12 protein-coding genes are annotated in these 15,594 nt (G+C 73.5%); 11 read left to right on the forward strand and 1 reads right to left on the reverse strand.

Annotation, left to right across the window (positions count from 1 at the left end):
• Positions 1–45 precede the first annotated feature (45 nt).
• The 10 genes from OG552_RS23970 (at position 46) to moeZ (ending at position 12,042) form a co-directional block, all read left to right on the forward strand.
• Positions 46–144 carry an Ms4533A family Cys-rich leader peptide gene (locus OG552_RS23970; protein WP_329136193.1) on the forward strand — a complete coding sequence of 33 codons (99 nt, stop codon included), beginning with the start codon at positions 46–48 and terminating at the stop codon, positions 142–144.
• Positions 145–307: 163 nt separating this feature from the next.
• On the forward strand, positions 308–2,023 hold the full coding sequence (locus tag OG552_RS23975) for an ABC transporter substrate-binding protein (protein WP_329136195.1): 1,716 nt from the start codon (positions 308–310) through the stop codon (positions 2,021–2,023).
• A gap of 10 nt (positions 2,024–2,033) precedes the next feature.
• Positions 2,034–3,050, forward strand: a complete 1,017-nt coding sequence (locus OG552_RS23980) for an ABC transporter permease (RefSeq protein WP_329141052.1) — start codon at positions 2,034–2,036, stop codon at positions 3,048–3,050.
• Complete coding sequence (locus tag OG552_RS23985) at positions 3,047–4,036, forward strand: ABC transporter permease (protein WP_329136197.1); 990 nt, start codon at positions 3,047–3,049, stop codon at positions 4,034–4,036. The genes OG552_RS23980 and OG552_RS23985 overlap by 4 nt, the downstream gene beginning before the upstream one ends.
• Positions 4,033–5,751, forward strand: a complete 1,719-nt coding sequence (locus tag OG552_RS23990; protein ID WP_329136199.1) for an ABC transporter ATP-binding protein — start codon at positions 4,033–4,035, stop codon at positions 5,749–5,751. The genes OG552_RS23985 and OG552_RS23990 overlap by 4 nt, the downstream gene beginning before the upstream one ends.
• A gap of 175 nt (positions 5,752–5,926) precedes the next feature.
• Positions 5,927–7,618: a DUF3492 domain-containing protein gene (locus OG552_RS23995; protein WP_329136201.1), complete on the forward strand. Its 1,692-nt coding sequence runs from the start codon at positions 5,927–5,929 to the stop codon at positions 7,616–7,618.
• 350 nt (positions 7,619–7,968) lie between these two features.
• Positions 7,969–8,856 (forward strand): hypothetical protein, encoded by an 888-nt coding sequence (locus tag OG552_RS24000; protein ID WP_329136203.1) that lies wholly within the window; start codon positions 7,969–7,971, stop codon positions 8,854–8,856.
• A 103-nt stretch (positions 8,857–8,959) separates the two neighbouring features.
• A complete protein-coding gene (locus OG552_RS24005) occupies positions 8,960–9,871 on the forward strand; it encodes an NAD-dependent epimerase/dehydratase family protein (RefSeq protein WP_329136205.1) in 912 nt (303 codons plus the stop codon).
• A complete protein-coding gene (locus tag OG552_RS24010; protein ID WP_329136207.1) occupies positions 9,859–10,680 on the forward strand; it encodes a spherulation-specific family 4 protein in 822 nt (273 codons plus the stop codon). The genes OG552_RS24005 and OG552_RS24010 overlap by 13 nt, the downstream gene beginning before the upstream one ends.
• A 183-nt stretch (positions 10,681–10,863) precedes the next feature.
• The gene (moeZ, locus tag OG552_RS24015) at positions 10,864–12,042 is read left to right on the forward strand and encodes an adenylyltransferase/sulfurtransferase MoeZ (protein WP_329136209.1); all 1,179 of its coding nucleotides are present in this window, start codon (positions 10,864–10,866) and stop codon (positions 12,040–12,042) included.
• A 117-nt stretch (positions 12,043–12,159) separates the two neighbouring features.
• Here moeZ and OG552_RS24020 read toward each other — a convergent pair whose 3' ends face one another.
• Positions 12,160–15,078 carry a lysylphosphatidylglycerol synthase domain-containing protein gene (locus OG552_RS24020; RefSeq protein ID WP_443071016.1) on the reverse strand — a complete coding sequence of 973 codons (2,919 nt, stop codon included), beginning with the start codon at positions 15,076–15,078 and terminating at the stop codon, positions 12,160–12,162.
• Positions 15,079–15,167: 89 nt separating this feature from the next.
• Between OG552_RS24020 and OG552_RS24025 the strand changes: the two genes are divergently transcribed.
• Positions 15,168–15,563, forward strand: a complete 396-nt coding sequence (locus OG552_RS24025; protein WP_443071017.1) for an MGMT family protein — start codon at positions 15,168–15,170, stop codon at positions 15,561–15,563.
• Positions 15,564–15,594 lie beyond the last annotated feature (31 nt).

Raw genomic sequence — 15,594 nt, forward strand, 5'->3', positions numbered from 1 at the left:
GATGTCACTTTGACATCCGGGCCTGCTTCGCTGCACGCTTGCCCCATGCCGCACCGCCACGTACGTCCCACCCTGCACGCCAGCATCGAGCTGGCGCTGATCGGCGTGGCCGCGCACTGCGTCGCCGACGTGCACTGTCGCTGACGGCATCGCCCCCTGAGGGGCACCCCCGCTCCGCCGCGTAGAGGCTTCCGCCTCCGCTGGCGGCTGCCCTGGCAGGTCGCCGCCCGCGCGGCCCCGCGCCTCCCCGCGACGGCACAGCCGTCGGCATCCGAGAACACCCGTGCGCCACCATGAAAGGCCCATCATGCGTCCACTGCCCTTTACATCCCGCCGCATAGGCGTGATAGCCGTCGGACTGGCCCTCGCCGGAGGGGCCGTCGCCTGCGGCCCCAAGGACAGCGGCGGCGCCAAGGCGAGCGACGGCAAGCCGCAGCAGGGCGGCACCCTCTACGTCCTCAACAACCAGGCGCAGGAGGACTTCGACCCCGCGCGCCTCTACACCTCCGGCGGCGGCAACATCCCCGGCCTGGTCTACCGCACCCTCACCACCCGCAACCGCGCCGACGGCGCGGCCGGCTCGAAGGTCGTCCCCGACCTCGCCACCAACACCGGTGAGCCCAGCCAGGACGCGACCGTGTGGACGTACCACCTCAAGGACGGCCTGAAGTACGAGGACGGCACGCCCATCACCACCGCCGACATCAAGTACGACATCGAGCGGTCCTTCGCCCCCGAGCTCTCCGGCGGAGCCCCCTACCTGCGCGACTGGCTGGTCGGCGCGGCCGGCTACCAGGGCCCGTACAAGGACCCCAAGGGCCTGTCCGCGATCGAGACGCCCGACGCCAAGACCATCGTCTTCCACCTGAACAAGCCCGAGGGCGAGTTCCCGCTGCTGGCCACCCAGACCTCCTTCGCGCCGGTGCCCAAGGCCAAGGACACCGGCACCAAGTACGCCGAGCACCCGGTCTCCTCCGGCCCGTACCGCGTGGTCAAGAACGAGAACAACGGCGAGCACATCGTCCTGGAGCGCAACCCCAACTGGTCGGCGGCCACCGACGCCCAGCGCAAGGCGTACCCCGACACCATCGACGTGCAGTCCGGGCTCGACCAGGCCGTCATCAACCAGCGGCTGTCGGCCGGTGTCGGCAAGGACGCGGACGCGGTCACCACCGACACCAACCTCGGCCCGGCCGAACTCGCCAAGGTCTCCGGCGACAAGGCGCTCGCCTCGCGGGTCGGCACCGGCCACTTCGGCTACACCGACTACATCGCCTTCAACCCGAAGGTGAAGCCGTTCGACAACATCAAGGTGCGCGAGGCCATCGCCTACGCCGTCAACCGCACCACCGTGATCAACGCGCAGGGCGGCTCCTCGCTCAACGACGTCGCCACCACCTTCCTGCCCCCGCAGCCGTCCTTCGGCTACACGCCGTACGACCCCTTCCCGGCCGGCGCGACCGGTGACCCGGCCAAGGCCAAGGAACTGCTGGCGCAGGCCGGCTACCCGAACGGCCTGACCGTCTCCCTCACCCACGACACCACCAAGGGCGACGAGCAGGGCCCCGAGACCGCCACCGCCATCCAGGAGGCGCTCAAGCTCGCGGGCATCACCGTGAAGCTCGACAGCCAGGAGCACAACGCCTTCAGCGACAAGATCCACAACGTGACGACCGAGCCCGGCTTCTTCCTGGCCGGCTGGGGCGCCGACTGGCCGTCCGGCGGCCCGTTCCTCGGCCCGATCTTCGACGGCCGGCAGATCGTCAAGGACGGCGACAACTTCAACAACGCCCAGCTGAACGACCCGTCGGTCAACAGCGAGATCGACGCCATCAACAAGATCACCGATCTGCAGGCGGCGGCGAAGCGCTGGGGCGCGCTGGACAAGAAGATCGGCGAGCAGGCGCTCACCGTGCCGCTCTACCACCCCGTCTACAAGCGGCTGTACGGCAAGAACATCAAGAACGTGGTCATCAGCGACTGGACCGGCGTGCTGGACGTCGCACAGGTCGCGGTGAAGTGACCCCGTGACCATCGACGTCATCACGGCCGTCGAGGCGGAGGCCGGCGCACTGGCGTCGGCCCCCGCCTCGGGGGCCCGGCAGACCTGGCGACGGCTGCGCGCCCAGCGCGCGGCCCTCGCCGGGGGCGCCGTCATCGCTCTCTTCGTCCTGATCGCGGTGGCCGCTCCGCTGCTGGCCGGCATCGAGGGTCAGGACACCACCACGTACCACGCCGATCTGGTCGACTCCGCCTCCGGCGGCGTCCCGCTCGGCACCTTCGGCGGGATCAGCGCCGACCACTGGCTCGGCGTCGAACCCGGCACCGGCCGCGACCTGTTCGCCCGGCTCGTCTACGGCGCCCGGATCTCGCTGGTCGTCGCGATCGGCGCCACCGCGCTGCAGGTCGGGCTCGGCATGCTCTTCGGGCTGCTCGCCGGGCTCGGCAACCGCTTCCTGGACGGCCTGGTCAGCCGGATCACCGACATCTTCGTCACCCTGCCGTCGCTGGTCTTCGCCATCGCGCTGCTCGCGATCATGCCCAGCGGCTTCCCGCGGCCCCTGCTGCTGATGCTGGTGCTCGGGCTGCTCGGCTGGGGCGGCATCGCCAAGATCGTCCGCGCCCAGGTGCTCACCTTGAAGTCCCTCGACTTCGTCGCCGCCTCCCGGCTGGCCGGATCGAGCCCGTGGCGCACCGCCCGGCGCGAACTCCTGCCCGCCCTGGTGGCGCCGGTGCTGACGTACTCGGCGATCTCGCTGCCGAGCAACATCGTCTCCGAGGCGGGCCTGTCCTTCCTCGGCATCGGCGTCACCCCGCCCACCCCGTCGTGGGGACAGATGCTCTCCAGCGCCAACACCTGGTACCAGGCCGACTCGGCGTACGTGCTGCTGCCGGCCGGGCTGCTCTTCATCACCGTGCTGGCCTTCACCGTCTTCGCGGACGGTATCCGCACCGCCCTCGACCCGCGGGCGGCCAGCCGGCTGCGGGTCGGCACCGGCCGGGGACGCAAGCAGGACGCGGCAGGCGCCGCCGAGGGGGAGACCCCGTGACCCGCTTCCTCGCCCGGCGGACCTTCCAGGCCGTCGTGGTGCTGCTGGTGCTCGCCGCGGTGCTCTACGCGGTGTTCTACCTCGCCCCCGGCGACGCGGCCCGGCTGGCCTGCGGACCCAAGTGCTCCACCGCCCAGGTCGACCAGATCCGCGGCCAGATGGGCCTGGACGACCCGGTGTACGCGCAGTTCTGGCACTTCCTGCAGGGCATCGTGGCCGGCCACGACTACAGCACCGGCACCTCCGTACTGCACTGCCCGGCACCCTGCCTGGGGCAGTCCTACCGCTCCGGTGAACTCGTCACCCACATCGTCGCCCAGAAGGTGCCCGCGACCGCGTCGCTCGCGCTCGGGGCGATGGTGCTGTGGCTGCTCCTCGGCATCGGCACCGGCCTGCTCTCCGCACTGCGCCGCGGCACCGTGGTGGAACGCCTGCTCACCGGCTTCACCCTGGTCGGCACGGCGGTCCCGGTCTTCATCACCGGCATCCTGCTGCTGCTCGTCTTCTGCTCCTGGCTGCAGTGGCTGCCCTTCCCGACCTACGTACCGCTCACCGACGACCCCCAGCAGTGGGCGTGGAACCTGCTGCTGCCGTGGCTCGCACTGGCCCTGGTCGAAGCGGCCAAATACGCTCGGCTGACCCGCAGTTCGATGCTGGAGACGCTCGCCGAGGACCACATACGGACCTTCCGGGCCTACGGCGTCGGCGAGACGGCCATCGTCCGCCGGCACGCCCTGCGTGGCGCCCTCACCCCGGTGATCGCGCTGTCCGCGCTGGACCTCGGCACGATGTTCGGCGGCGCGCTGCTCACCGAGACGCTCTTCGGCATCCCCGGACTCGGCCAGCAGCTCGTCCAGTCCGTGCAGCTGAAGGACCTGCCGGTGGTGGTCGGCATCGTGCTGGTGATGGGGCTCGCGGTGGTCGTCGCCAACGCGGTGGCCGACGTGCTCTACGCGGTCGCTGACCGAAGGGTGGTGCTGGCATGACGACGACCTCCGACGCCGTGGCCCCGAAGGACCCGGTCGGCGGCGACCTGGTCCAGGTGGCGGACCTGCGGATCGAGTTCCCCACCGGCGGCGCCCCGGTACGGGCCGTGGACGGCCTGAGCTTCGACCTGCCCGCGGGCGGCGCCCTCGGCCTGGTCGGCGAGTCCGGCTCCGGCAAGAGCGCCACCGCCTACGCGCTGCTCGGGCTGCACCGCGGCACCGGCGCGCGGGTCACCGGGACGGTACGGGTGGACGGCACGGACGTGACGACCGCCTCTGACGCCGAACTGCGGCGCCTGCGCGGCGGGGTGGCGGCGATGATCTTCCAGGATCCGCTCTCCTCGCTCGACCCGTACTACGCGATCGGCGACCAGATCTCCGAGGTCTACCGGGTCCACCACCGGGTCTCCCGCTCGGCGGCCAGGGCCCGGGCGGTCGCGGTCCTCGACCGCGTCGGCATCCCCGACGCGGCCCGCCGCTCCCGTTCCCGCCCGCACGAGTTCAGCGGCGGCATGCGGCAGCGGGCCCTGATCGCCATGGCGCTCGCCTGCGAGCCGCGCCTGCTGATCGCGGACGAACCCACGACCGCGCTCGACGTCACCGTCCAGGCGCAGATCCTCGACCTGCTGCACGACCTGCGGGCCGAGACCGGCATGGGGCTGCTGCTCGTCACCCACGACCTCGGGGTGGTGGCCGGGAGCGTGGACGACCTGCTGGTGATGCGGGACGGCGCCGCCGTGGAGCGCGGCACGGTCGCGGACGTCCTCGGGGCGCCCCGCGAGGCGTACACCAGGGCGCTGCTGACCGCGGTGCCGCGGCTGAGCCCGCCGGCGCCGGACGGGCAGCCGGCCGAGCCCGAGCAGGCCCCGGCGGCGCGGGACGGCGACATCCTGCTCCAAGCCACCGGGCTGCGGCGGGAGTTCGGCCGGGGCCGGAACCAGCTCGCCGCCGTGGACGGGGTGTCGCTCACCGTCCGGGCCGGCGAGACGCTCGGGGTGGTCGGCGAGAGCGGCAGCGGGAAGACGACGCTCGGCCGGATGCTCGTACGGCTGCTGGACCCGACCGCCGGCACGATCACCTACCGCGGGCGGGAGATCGGGACCCTCGGGGAGAAGGCGCTGCGGCCGCTGCGGCGGGAACTGCAGATGGTCTTCCAGGACCCGGTCTCCTCGCTCAACCCGCGGCGCAGCATCGGCGAGTCGATCGCGGACCCGCTGCGGGCCGCCGGGGAACTCTCCGACCGTGACGTGGTGAACCGGGTGAAGGACCTGCTGGAGCGGGTCGGCCTTGACCCTGAGTGGTACCACCGCTACCCGCACGAGTTCAGCGGCGGCCAGCGCCAGCGCGTCGGTATCGCCCGGGCACTGGCACCGGAGCCGAAGCTGATCGTCTGCGACGAGCCGGTCTCCGCGCTGGACGTCACGACGCAGGCGCAAGTGGTCCGGCTGCTCGCCGAACTGCAGCGGGACCTGGGCCTGTCGCTGGTGTTCATCGCCCACGACCTCGCCGTCGTACGGCAGGTGAGCGACCGGGTCGCGGTGATGCGCGGCGGCCGGATCGTGGAGAGCGGCACCGTCGACGAGGTCTACGACGCGCCCCAGGACCCGTACACGCGGGGGCTCCTGGCGGCCGTACCCGTGCTCGACCCGGCGGAGTCGGCGGCCCGCCGGGTCGAGCGCTCGTCACTGCGGAAGGTGATGGAAACCGCACCTTAGGTCACTACAACGCGTGGCCTTGGGAGAAGTTACGCCTCTTCACCCCTTTTGGTGGTGCGACGGACAACCGTCCGTCGCACCCCCTCCGTACCGGCATAACGTCTTCGCGCCGGGCCGACACGCCCGGCCGCGGCAGTGACAGGACGGACCCGGTACGGCGAGAGGAGGCGGACACGTGCGGATCGCGTTGCTCACCGAGGGTGGTTACCCGTATGCGCGAGGTGAAGGAGGCGCGTGGTGCGACCGGCTCGTCCGCGGGCTCGGGCACCACGAGTTCGACCTCTACGCGCTGAGCCGGTCGTCCCGGACCGAGGCTGCGGGGCGCGTCGAACCCCCGCCGCAGGTACGGGGGGTGTGGACGCAGCGGCTGTGGGGGGAGCCGGAGGCGCCGGCCCGCCGGCCGCCACGGGCCGCCCGCCGGGCCGCCCGTGCCGCCTTCCCGTGGCACTACGCGGACTTCGCGGCGGCCCTGGCCGGTGGCACGGCGCTGAGCGGTGAGGAGCGCGCGGAACGCTTCGCCGCGGGCCTGTACGGCCTCGCCGAGGTGGCCGCCCGGCACGGCGGCCTCGCCGGCCTGTTACGCGGGGAGGACGCGCTCGCCGCCCTGGAGAGCGCCTGCCGGGCACCGGGCGTACGGCCGCTGCTCGGCGACATCGCGGTCACCGGACTCCTCACCGTCGCGGCACTGCTCGAACAGCAGCTGCGACCGCTCTCGGTGCCCTGGTACGGGCCGGGGGAGCTCGGCGCGGCCGATGTCTGCCACGCCGTTTCCGGCGGCCCCGCGGCGCTGCCCGGGCTGCTGGCCAAACGGTTCTGCGGGACGCCGCTGATCGTCACCGAGTACACCGTGCGGGTCCGGGAGGCGCTCCTCGCCCACCGGGCCGCCGGACTCGCCCCCGCGGTACGGGCGCTGCTCGGCGACTACCACCGGCTGCTGGCCGCCGAGACCTACTGCCAGGCGGTCCTGGTCACCCCCGGCTCCACACATGTACGGCGATGGCAGGAGCGGTGCGGGGCGCCGCGCGGGCGGATGCGGACGGTGTACCCCGGCATCGACGCGACCCGCTTCGCCCGGGCCGGCGAGGCGGCGGAGGCCGAGGCGACCGCGCCGGCCGCGCACGCCGACCCCACCCTCGCCTGGGTCGGGCGCCCCGACGCGGCGAAGGACCTGATCGCGCTCCTGCACGCCTTCCACGCGATACGGCGGGAAGAACCGCAGGCCCGGCTGCGGATCTTCCACCTGCGTGCCGCGGACGAACGCGCCGCCGGGTACCTCTTCCACTGCCAGGGCCTGGCCGCCCAGCTCTTCCCCGACGAGGCGGCCGGTCCGCACGCGGCCGGGGAGAGCCCGGTCAGCTTCGAGGAGATCGGTTCGCCCGGCGCGCCGGAACTCGCGGACGCCTACGCGGCGGGCGACGTCGTGGTGCTGTCGAGCAGTGCGGAGGGCTTTCCGCTCAGCCTGGTCGAAGCGATGTTCTGCGGGCGGCCGACGGTCTCCACGGATGTGGGCGCGGTGCGCGAGGTGATCGGCGGCACGGGGCTCGTGGTGCCGCCGCGCAACCCCAAGGCGCTCGCCGAGGCGGCCCTTGAGCTGCTGCGCGGGCCCGAGCGTGCGGCCAGGCTCGGCGCGGCGGCCCGTGAGCGGGCGCTGGCGCTCTTCACCGCGTCCGGATGCGTGGACGCCTTCCGCGAGAGCTACCTCGCGGTGGTCGCCCACCACCCGGTCCGCCGTGAATCCCTCTGGGACGCGGCGGGCGATCCCCGGCCCTTCACCACGCCGGCCGAGTCGCTCTCCCCGGCCCGCCTCGCCCCGACCCCGCGTATCCCGGCGACCGCGGCCGCCGCCTCCGGAGGACCCCACCGATGAGCCCCGACACCCCCGGCACCGCGACGCCCCCCGCCGCCGAATCGATTTCCCACGGGCTTCCCCCGGCTGACGCCCCCTCCACCGGAACCCCGGCCCCCGTGGCGGGTGCGGGCCCGCGGGGCGACACGGCGCCGGAGCCGGCCGCCGGCGGGGCGCAGGAGGCCGGTTCGGACGCGAGGGCCGGGCGGGGGACGGGTGCTTCGGGGGCGTGGGACGTGACGGGGCCGGAGGCGGGTGCCACCGGGGCGCGGGGTGCCGCCGTTCCGGTCGGTCCGGCGGGAGCCGGTGCGGGGGCTTCGGGCGCGGGTGGAGGGCGGCGGAGGGGGCCTGCGGATCCGGTGCGGAGCGTGATGCACCGGCACCGGGATCTGATCGGCGGGGCCGTGGACGTATGGGAGCTCACGGCGGGGCTTGAGGCGCGGGGGGTCACCGACGCGGATGCCCGGCGGCTGCGGCACCGTGACGTGTTCGGGCTCGCCGAAGAGGTCTACGCCCGGGTGCCGCCGACCGTGACGGCCGCCCGCACCACCGCCGCGCACCCGCACCCGGAATCACCCTGGCTGACCCCCGCCACCGCCGCCGTGAGCCTGCTGCCCGGCCTGCTCTGCGTGCTGGGCGCCGTCCTCCACCTCGCGGTGCCCGGCGCGGTGCTCGGCGCCGTCACCTGCCTCCTGATCCTGCGCCGTACCGCCCGCCTCCCCGGCACCGTGGCGGTCGCCCTGCTGCTCGCGTACGCGCTCCGCGCCCCCGAAGGCGGCGCCGCCACCTTCGCGGCCCTCGCCCTCAGCCTCGCCCCCGCCCTGTGCTGCACGCACTGGTTCGCGGTCAGGGCCCGCGCCCAACTCGCCCCCAGCCACGGCCTCGCCGAGTTCGCCGACGCGGTACGGCCCCGGCTCGCCGCCGTCCTCGCCGCGTACGGCCTCGCCCTGTTCCTGCTGCTCACCGCCGCCGCCGCGATCGGCGGCCCGGCGCCCGTCGCGGGCCCGGCCGCCCTCGGGCTGCTGCTCTTCACCGCCCGGCTGCTGGCCCGCCACGGCCACCCCGGACCCGCCGCGGCCGGCCTCGGCGCCGCCTGCGCGGCCGAGGCGCTGACCCTCGCCGCCGTCCCGCTCCACCCGCACCTGGCAGGCGCCACCGCCGAAGCGGTGATCTGCGGCGCCGCCGCCCTCGCGCTCGCCGTCCAGGCGTTCCGCGTACTGCCCCGCGCCTCGGCCCACCGCGGCCCGGTGCGCCCATGACTTCCGTACCCCCCGAACCAGGAGACTTCGTGACCACCCACCGACCCGATCCCCGAGCCCTGCCCGCCGCTCCGCGCCCGTGTCCCACCCCGGGAGGCGCGCGATGAGAGTCCTGTTGCTGGGGGCCGACGGATTCCTGGGGCGGCACGTCGCCGAGCGGCTGCTGGCCGACCCGGCGGTGCAGCTCACCGCGCTCGGGCGCAGCGACGAGTCGGACGTGCGGTTCGACCTGTCCAGCGGGGCGCCCGGCGTCCTCGCCCGTTACCTGGACGCCGTCCACCCAGGAGTGCTGATCAACTGCGCCGGTGCCACCCGCGGCAACGCCCGGGACCTGACCCGGCAGAACACCGTCGCGGTCGCCACCGTCTGCGAGGCGATGCGCCGCAGCTCGGTCGCCGCCCGGCTGGTCCAGGTGGGCTGCGCCTCGGAGTACGGCCCCTCGCCGGCCGGCTCCTCCACCGGCGAGGACGCGGCGCCGCGGCCCGGCGGCCCGTACGGCGTCAGCAAGCTCGCCGCCACCGAACTCGTCCTCGGCTCCGGCCTGGACGCCGTGGTGCTGCGGGTCTTCAGCCCGGTCGGCCCCGGTACCCCGACCGGCTCCCCGATGGGCCGGATCGCCGAAGCGCTCCGCCGGACCATGCAGAACGGCGACCCGGAGCTGAAACTCGGCGGCCTCGGCGTCCAGCGTGACTTCATCGACGCGCGGGATGTCGCCCGGGCCGTGCACGCCGCCTCGCTCTCCGCCGCCCAGGGCGTGGTGAACATCGGCAGCGGCCGGGCCGTACGCCTGCGGGACATGGCCGCCGCCCTCGCGCACGTGGCCGGCTACGACGGGATGCTCCACGAACTGGACGACCCGTCCCACGGGCCGGCCCAGCCGCCGTACCCCGACGGCTGCGGGTCCTGGCAGCAGGCGGACGTCCGTACCGCCCGCGACCGGCTCGGCTGGCGGCCGCGGATCGGCCTGGAGGAGTCCCTGGCCGATGTGTGGATGGAGGCGGCATGCCGCGTCTGATCCCGCCCTGGGACACCGCGTTCCGCGCCCTCGGCGCGGGCGGCGACGGCGTGCCCCGGGGCCGTACGGTCACCGGCACCGCCGGGACCCGCGACCGTACCGGCTTCGGCGTGCCCGCCTTCGCGCACCCGCTGGTCGCGCCCGCCGAGTGGGCCGAACTGGCCCGGCCGGGGGCGCCGTTGGACTGGGTGGCCTTCGACGTGGCCCGCGGGCCCGGCAGCCGCCCCGACCCGCTCCACGCCGAAGCCCTCACCCGGGTCCGTGAGAACGGCGTCCCGGTCCTCGGACTGCTGGACACCGCGCACGGCATCCGGCCCTTCGGCGAGCTGGTCTCGGACGCCTCGCACTACCTCGACTGGTACCGGGTGGACGGCTTCTACCTGGACCGGGCGCCGACCCTGCGCGGCGGCGCCGCCGAGTGCCGGCGGGTGGTGACCACCCTGCGGGCGCTGCTCGACGCGGACCGCCGCCCCGGTGTGCCGCCGCTGGTGGTGCTGGCCCCCGGCGTCCACCCGTACCCGGGATACGCCGAGTTCGCCGACCAGCTGGTCACCTTCAACGGCCCGTGGACCCGTTACCGCTGGTCGGAGGCCCCGCAGTGGACCGCCTCCTACCCGCCCACCCGCTTCGCCCACCTCGTGCACGGCGTACCCGAGGCGCACCTGGACACCGCGCTGCGGGTCGCCCGCTGGCAGGGGGCGGGCACGGTGTGCTTCACCGACCGCACCGACCGGGAGGGCGCCGACCCGTGGGCCGGACTGCCCGGATACTGGCACGAAGCGGTCCGGAAGGTGCGCCGGCAGGGTTAGCGGGCCCGGCGGCCGGTCCGGCGACCGGCATGTGACCCGAAAGTGTCTCGGTCCTCGGACCTGGGGTCTTGGAATGAAGACCGGCGTGGCAGTGTTGAAGGGTTCGCGCGTGCGGGCAGCGGTTCCGGCCGGTGCGCGCATCCACAGTCTGATGACCGACCCAACCGTATTGCTGAGGTCTCTGTGTCGCTGCCACCCCTGGTCGAGCCGGCCGCCGAGCTCACCGTTGACGAGGTCCGCAGGTATTCGCGTCACCTGATCATCCCCGATGTGGGCATGGACGGGCAGAAGCGGCTGAAGAACGCCAAGGTGCTGGTCGTCGGGGCCGGCGGCCTCGGTTCGCCGGCCCTGATGTACCTGGCCGCGGCGGGCGTCGGCACGCTCGGCATCGTCGAGTTCGACGAGGTCGACGAGTCGAACCTGCAGCGCCAGATCATCCACAGCCAGGCCGACATCGGCCGGCCCAAGGCCGAGTCCGCCCGGGAAACCGTCAAGGGCATCAACCCGTATGTGAACGTCGTCCTGCACGAGGTCCGGCTCGAGTCGGACAACGTGATGGAGATCTTCGCCGACTACGACCTGATCATCGACGGCACCGACAACTTCGCGACCCGCTACCTGGTCAACGACGCGTGCGTGCTGCTGAACAAGCCCTACGTCTGGGGCTCGATCTACCGCTTCGACGGTCAGGCGTCGGTCTTCTGGTCCGAGCACGGCCCCTGCTACCGCTGCCTCTACCCGGAGCCCCCGCCCCCCGGCATGGTCCCCTCCTGCGCCGAGGGCGGCGTCCTCGGCGTGCTCTGCGCCTCCATCGGCTCCATCCAGGTCAACGAGGCCATCAAGCTGCTGGCCGGCATCGGCGAGCCGCTGCTCGGCCGCCTGATGATCTACGACGCCCTGGAGATGACCTACCGCCAGGTCAAGGTCCGCAAGGACCCCAACTGCGCGGTCTGCGGCGAGAACCCGACGGTCACCGAGCTCATCGACTACGAGGCCTTCTGCGGCGTCGTCTCCGAAGAGGCCCAGGAGGCCGCGCTCGGCTCCACGATCACTCCCAAGCAGCTCAAGGAGTGGATCGACGACGGCGAGAACATCGAGATCATCGACGTCCGCGAGCCGAACGAGTACGAGATCGTCTCCATCCCGGGCGCCAAGCTCATCCCGAAGGACCAGTTCCTGCTCGGCTCGGCCCTGGAGCACCTGCCCCAGGACAAGCGGATCGTCCTTCACTGCAAGACGGGCGTCCGCAGCGCCGAGGTCCTGGCGGTCCTGAAGGCCGCGGGCTTCGCCGACGCGGTCCACGTCGGCGGCGGCGTCATCGGCTGGGTCAACACGATCGAGCCCGAGAAGCCGGTCTACTAGCCGGAGCAGCGGTCCCGAAGCGACGCGTAAGGGGCGGCCCCCATGGGGTGCCGCCCCTTACGCGTGCCCGCCGGCCTCTTCAGGCGCGGGTACGCACCTCCGCCGCCCGCCGGGGAGCTACAGGGCGCCCTTGCGGGTCAGGTGGGTGAAGGAGAGCCAGCCGGGGAGGACCGGGAGCCAGAAGGTCAGCAGGCGGAAGAAGAGCACCGCGGGGGTGGCGACCTCCTTCGGCAGGCCGGCCGCGATGAGGCCACCGGTGAGGGCGAGTTCGACCGCGCCGACGCCGCCCGGGGTGGGCGCCGCCGAGCCGAGCGCGTTGCCCGCGAGGAAGACCACCGCGATGGCGGCGTAGCTGAGGTGCCCGCCGAACGCCCGTACACAGCCGTCCAGACAGATCACGAAGCAGACCGTCAGCATCAGGGTGCCGCCGATGCCGGTGAGCAGCTTGGCGGGGCGCTGGAGCACATCCAGCATGCGCGGTACGACACCCGCGAAGAGCGCCCGCACCCGGGTGGAGACGAACTTCCGCAGCACCGGCACGGTGGCCACCACGAGCACCAGCACGCCGGCGGTGAGCAGCCCCGCCATGACCGTACGGGACGGCGACAGCGACGGCGTCTTCTCGGTGCCGGTGATGAAACCGAAGGTCATCAGCAGCATCACGTGCGAGCCCAGCCCGACCAGCTGGGACGCGCCGACGCTGGCGACCGCGAGCCCGGGCCGTACCCCCGCCTTCTGCAGGTAGCGCGTGTTGAGCGCCACGCCACCGACCGCGGCCGGTGCCACCAGCTTCACGAAGGACCCGGCGACCTGCGCCTGGACGGTCCGCAGCAGCGACAGCCGTTCGGGTACGAAACCGGCCAGCGCGCAGGCCGCGGCGACGTAACTGGCGGCCGAACCGAGGACCGCGATCACCGCCCAGCGCCAGTCCGCGTTGACGATCGCGTCACCGATCGGCACCGAACTGAGCTGGGAGAGCAGGAAGTACGCGGCGAAGGCGCCGGCGATGACGGTGACCAGCGTGCGCGGCTTGATGCGCTCCAGCCGGACGGGCTCGACCGGGGCCTGCGGCCGGATCAGCAGCACCTGCTGCCGGATCCGTACCAGCAGATCCTCCTCGCGCACCTCCTCCAGCGCGTCCTCGATGGCCCGCTTCTCCGCCTTGTCCTCGGCCTTCCGCTCGGCCTTGGACTTCGCCTTGACCAGGCTCGGGTCCTCCGCCTCGCCGTGCTCCACGGCGTGCTTGTGCTCGCGCGCCTCGCGGCCGGCCGCGGACGCGGCGAGCACCGCGTCCCGTTCACGCTGGGCCCGCGCCCTGGCCAGCACTTTCAGCTGGTGCCGGGTGTCGCGGCTGAGCGCGATCGGCTGGAGCAGCGGCAGCGACGCGGCGACCGCGTCGGGGCCGAGCACGGACAGCGCGGAGGCGACCGCGCGCTCCGGGCCGACCCGCAGCGCCAGCGTGGTCAGCAGCTGGGCGATGTCCATCCGCAGCACGATGTCGCCGGCCGCGATCTCACCGCCGCGCAGATCGGTCAGGAACACCCGGCCGTTCCGGTCCACCAGCAGCGACTCGCCGACCAGCCTGCGGTGCGCGATCCGCCGCGACTGCAGGTGTTTCACCTGGGTCCACGCCTCGCGCAGCAGCTCGTCGGTGATCTCCTCGTCGCCGAGCGTGTCGAACCGGCTGCCGCCGATGTGCTCGTAGACCAGCATCACCGCGTCCGGGCCCAGCTCGGAGGTGGCGATCAGCTTGGGCGCGTTGGCACCGGCCGCGATGGCCGCGTACGCGAGCAGCGCCTCCTGCTCCAGCGCCTGCCGCAGCGACAGCAGGCTCCGGCGCTGGGTGATGCCGCCGACCAGCGAGAGCCGGCGCCAGGAGCGGTAGAAGAAGCCGTGCGCCTGCTGCTCACGGTCCACCACGGTCACGTCGAGCGGCGGCCCGTCCTCCAGGGTGACGAGATAGGCACGGCCGCGGTCGGAGTCGGCGTTCTCCGGGCTGCGCTCCAGCACCCGGCGGGCGGTCAGCGGCGCGAAACCGACCCGGCGCAGGCCCGCCAGCAGGTTCTGGCCGGTGGGGCGGACATTCGGCGAGCCGATCGCGTAGACCGTGCCGTAGGCGACCGTCCAGCCGATCAGTACGGTCAGCGCGATCGAGAACGGGGTGGTGTAGCCGCCGACCAGCACCGCGAAGGCGTCCAGCAGCAGCACCACCCAGAAGGCCACCCGCCAGCGCGGGCGCCGGGCCATCCCGACCGCGGTGACATACGCGATCACCGGCGCCAGATAGCCGTGCACCGGGTCGGTCATGCCGATGCCGGAGGGGGCGTTGTGGGAGAGCGCCTCCCGGATCGCGTGCGGTGCCGCGTTGCTCACCCACAGGTCGGTGGCGAGCGCGGTGCCGTGGGCGAGCACGGCCGCCAGCACGCCGTCGGCGATCCGCAGGCCGTCCCGTTTGACCAGCCGCTCGACCGCGAAGGCGACCGGCACGATCAGGACGGCGATGCTCGCGGTCAGACCGGCGAAGGAGGCCAGCGCGTCGGGCGCGTGGTCGGCGCCCTTGGAGATGTCGGTCTCCAGGCCGGTGGTGGTGGCGTGCGCGAAGCCGGCCACGGCCAGCACCACGGCGATACCGAGCAGGCCGAAGATGAAACGGACGAGGTCGGCGGGGCGGTGGACACGGGCCGCGAGCAGGGGTTCGTCACCGGACACCGCGACCCGGGTAGCACCGGCGTCGTGGGCCGCGTCGTCGCACTCCTCAGAGTCCGGGTCCGGGTCGGGGTCGGACTCCGAGCCGGGGCCGGGGTCCTTGCCGGGGGTCCGGCGCGGGCCCGGTGGCCGGTCCGCGGCCTTGCCCGGCGGCTTCAGGGCGCTGGGGCTCTTGATGACGCCGGACTCCTCCAGGACCGGCCCGGCCTCGACGGAGGCGGGGGCGCGGGTCGCCCCGGACGCGGGCAGCGGCGCATGGACGCGGGTGGCCTCTCCGGCCTCCTCCGCGCCCTGCTGGTCACCCGTGGTCTCTTCTTGATCTCGTATCACCAGTCACCGCCCGGACGATGGTGGCACGACGGATGTGCGGTTGGCACCGGAACCCCCCGGTGTCGGCGGTCTGGGGCAGGATGGGCGGGATGAGCGACGAGTACGACCCCGCAGCGCCCTCCCCTTTCGCCGAACGGGTGCTCGACACGGTGGACCTGATCCCGCCCGGCAAGGTCATGACCTACGGCGATGTGGCCGAGTGGCTCGGCGAGGGCGGCCCCCGGCAGGTCGGCCGGGTGCTGGCGCTGTACGGCAGCGGGGTCCCCTGGTGGCGGGTCGTACGGTCCGACGGGGTGCTGCTGCCCGGGCACGAGCTGCGCGCCCTGGACGCCTACCGCGCCGAGGGAACGCCGCTGCGGGAGGCGGGACCGGCCGGCGAGGGCCACGTACCGCGGGTGAACATGCGCCGGGCCCGCTGGGACGGCGGGGCGCAGGACACGGCCGGTCCCGCCGGCGCGGCGAGCGGCGACGGCGGAGACGGGTGACGGCCGGAAGGTCATGTCATCCAGCTTCCGC

The organism is Streptomyces sp. NBC_01476 (assembly GCF_036227265.1).
Classification (GTDB): Bacteria; Actinomycetota; Actinomycetes; order Streptomycetales; family Streptomycetaceae; genus Actinacidiphila.

Coding starts and splice junctions, on each gene's coding strand:
- OG552_RS23975 (WP_329136195.1), top strand. CDS start 308: ATGCGTCCACTGCCCTTTACATCCCGCCGCATAGGCGTGATAGCCGTC.
- OG552_RS24005 (WP_329136205.1), top strand. CDS start 8,960: ATGAGAGTCCTGTTGCTGGGGGCCGACGGATTCCTGGGGCGGCACGTC.
- OG552_RS24000 (WP_329136203.1), top strand. CDS start 7,969: ATGCACCGGCACCGGGATCTGATCGGCGGGGCCGTGGACGTATGGGAG.
- OG552_RS24010 (WP_329136207.1), top strand. CDS start 9,859: ATGCCGCGTCTGATCCCGCCCTGGGACACCGCGTTCCGCGCCCTCGGC.
- OG552_RS24025 (WP_443071017.1), top strand. CDS start 15,168: ATGAGCGACGAGTACGACCCCGCAGCGCCCTCCCCTTTCGCCGAACGG.
- OG552_RS23970 (WP_329136193.1), top strand. CDS start 46: ATGCCGCACCGCCACGTACGTCCCACCCTGCACGCCAGCATCGAGCTG.
- OG552_RS23990 (WP_329136199.1), top strand. CDS start 4,033: ATGACGACGACCTCCGACGCCGTGGCCCCGAAGGACCCGGTCGGCGGC.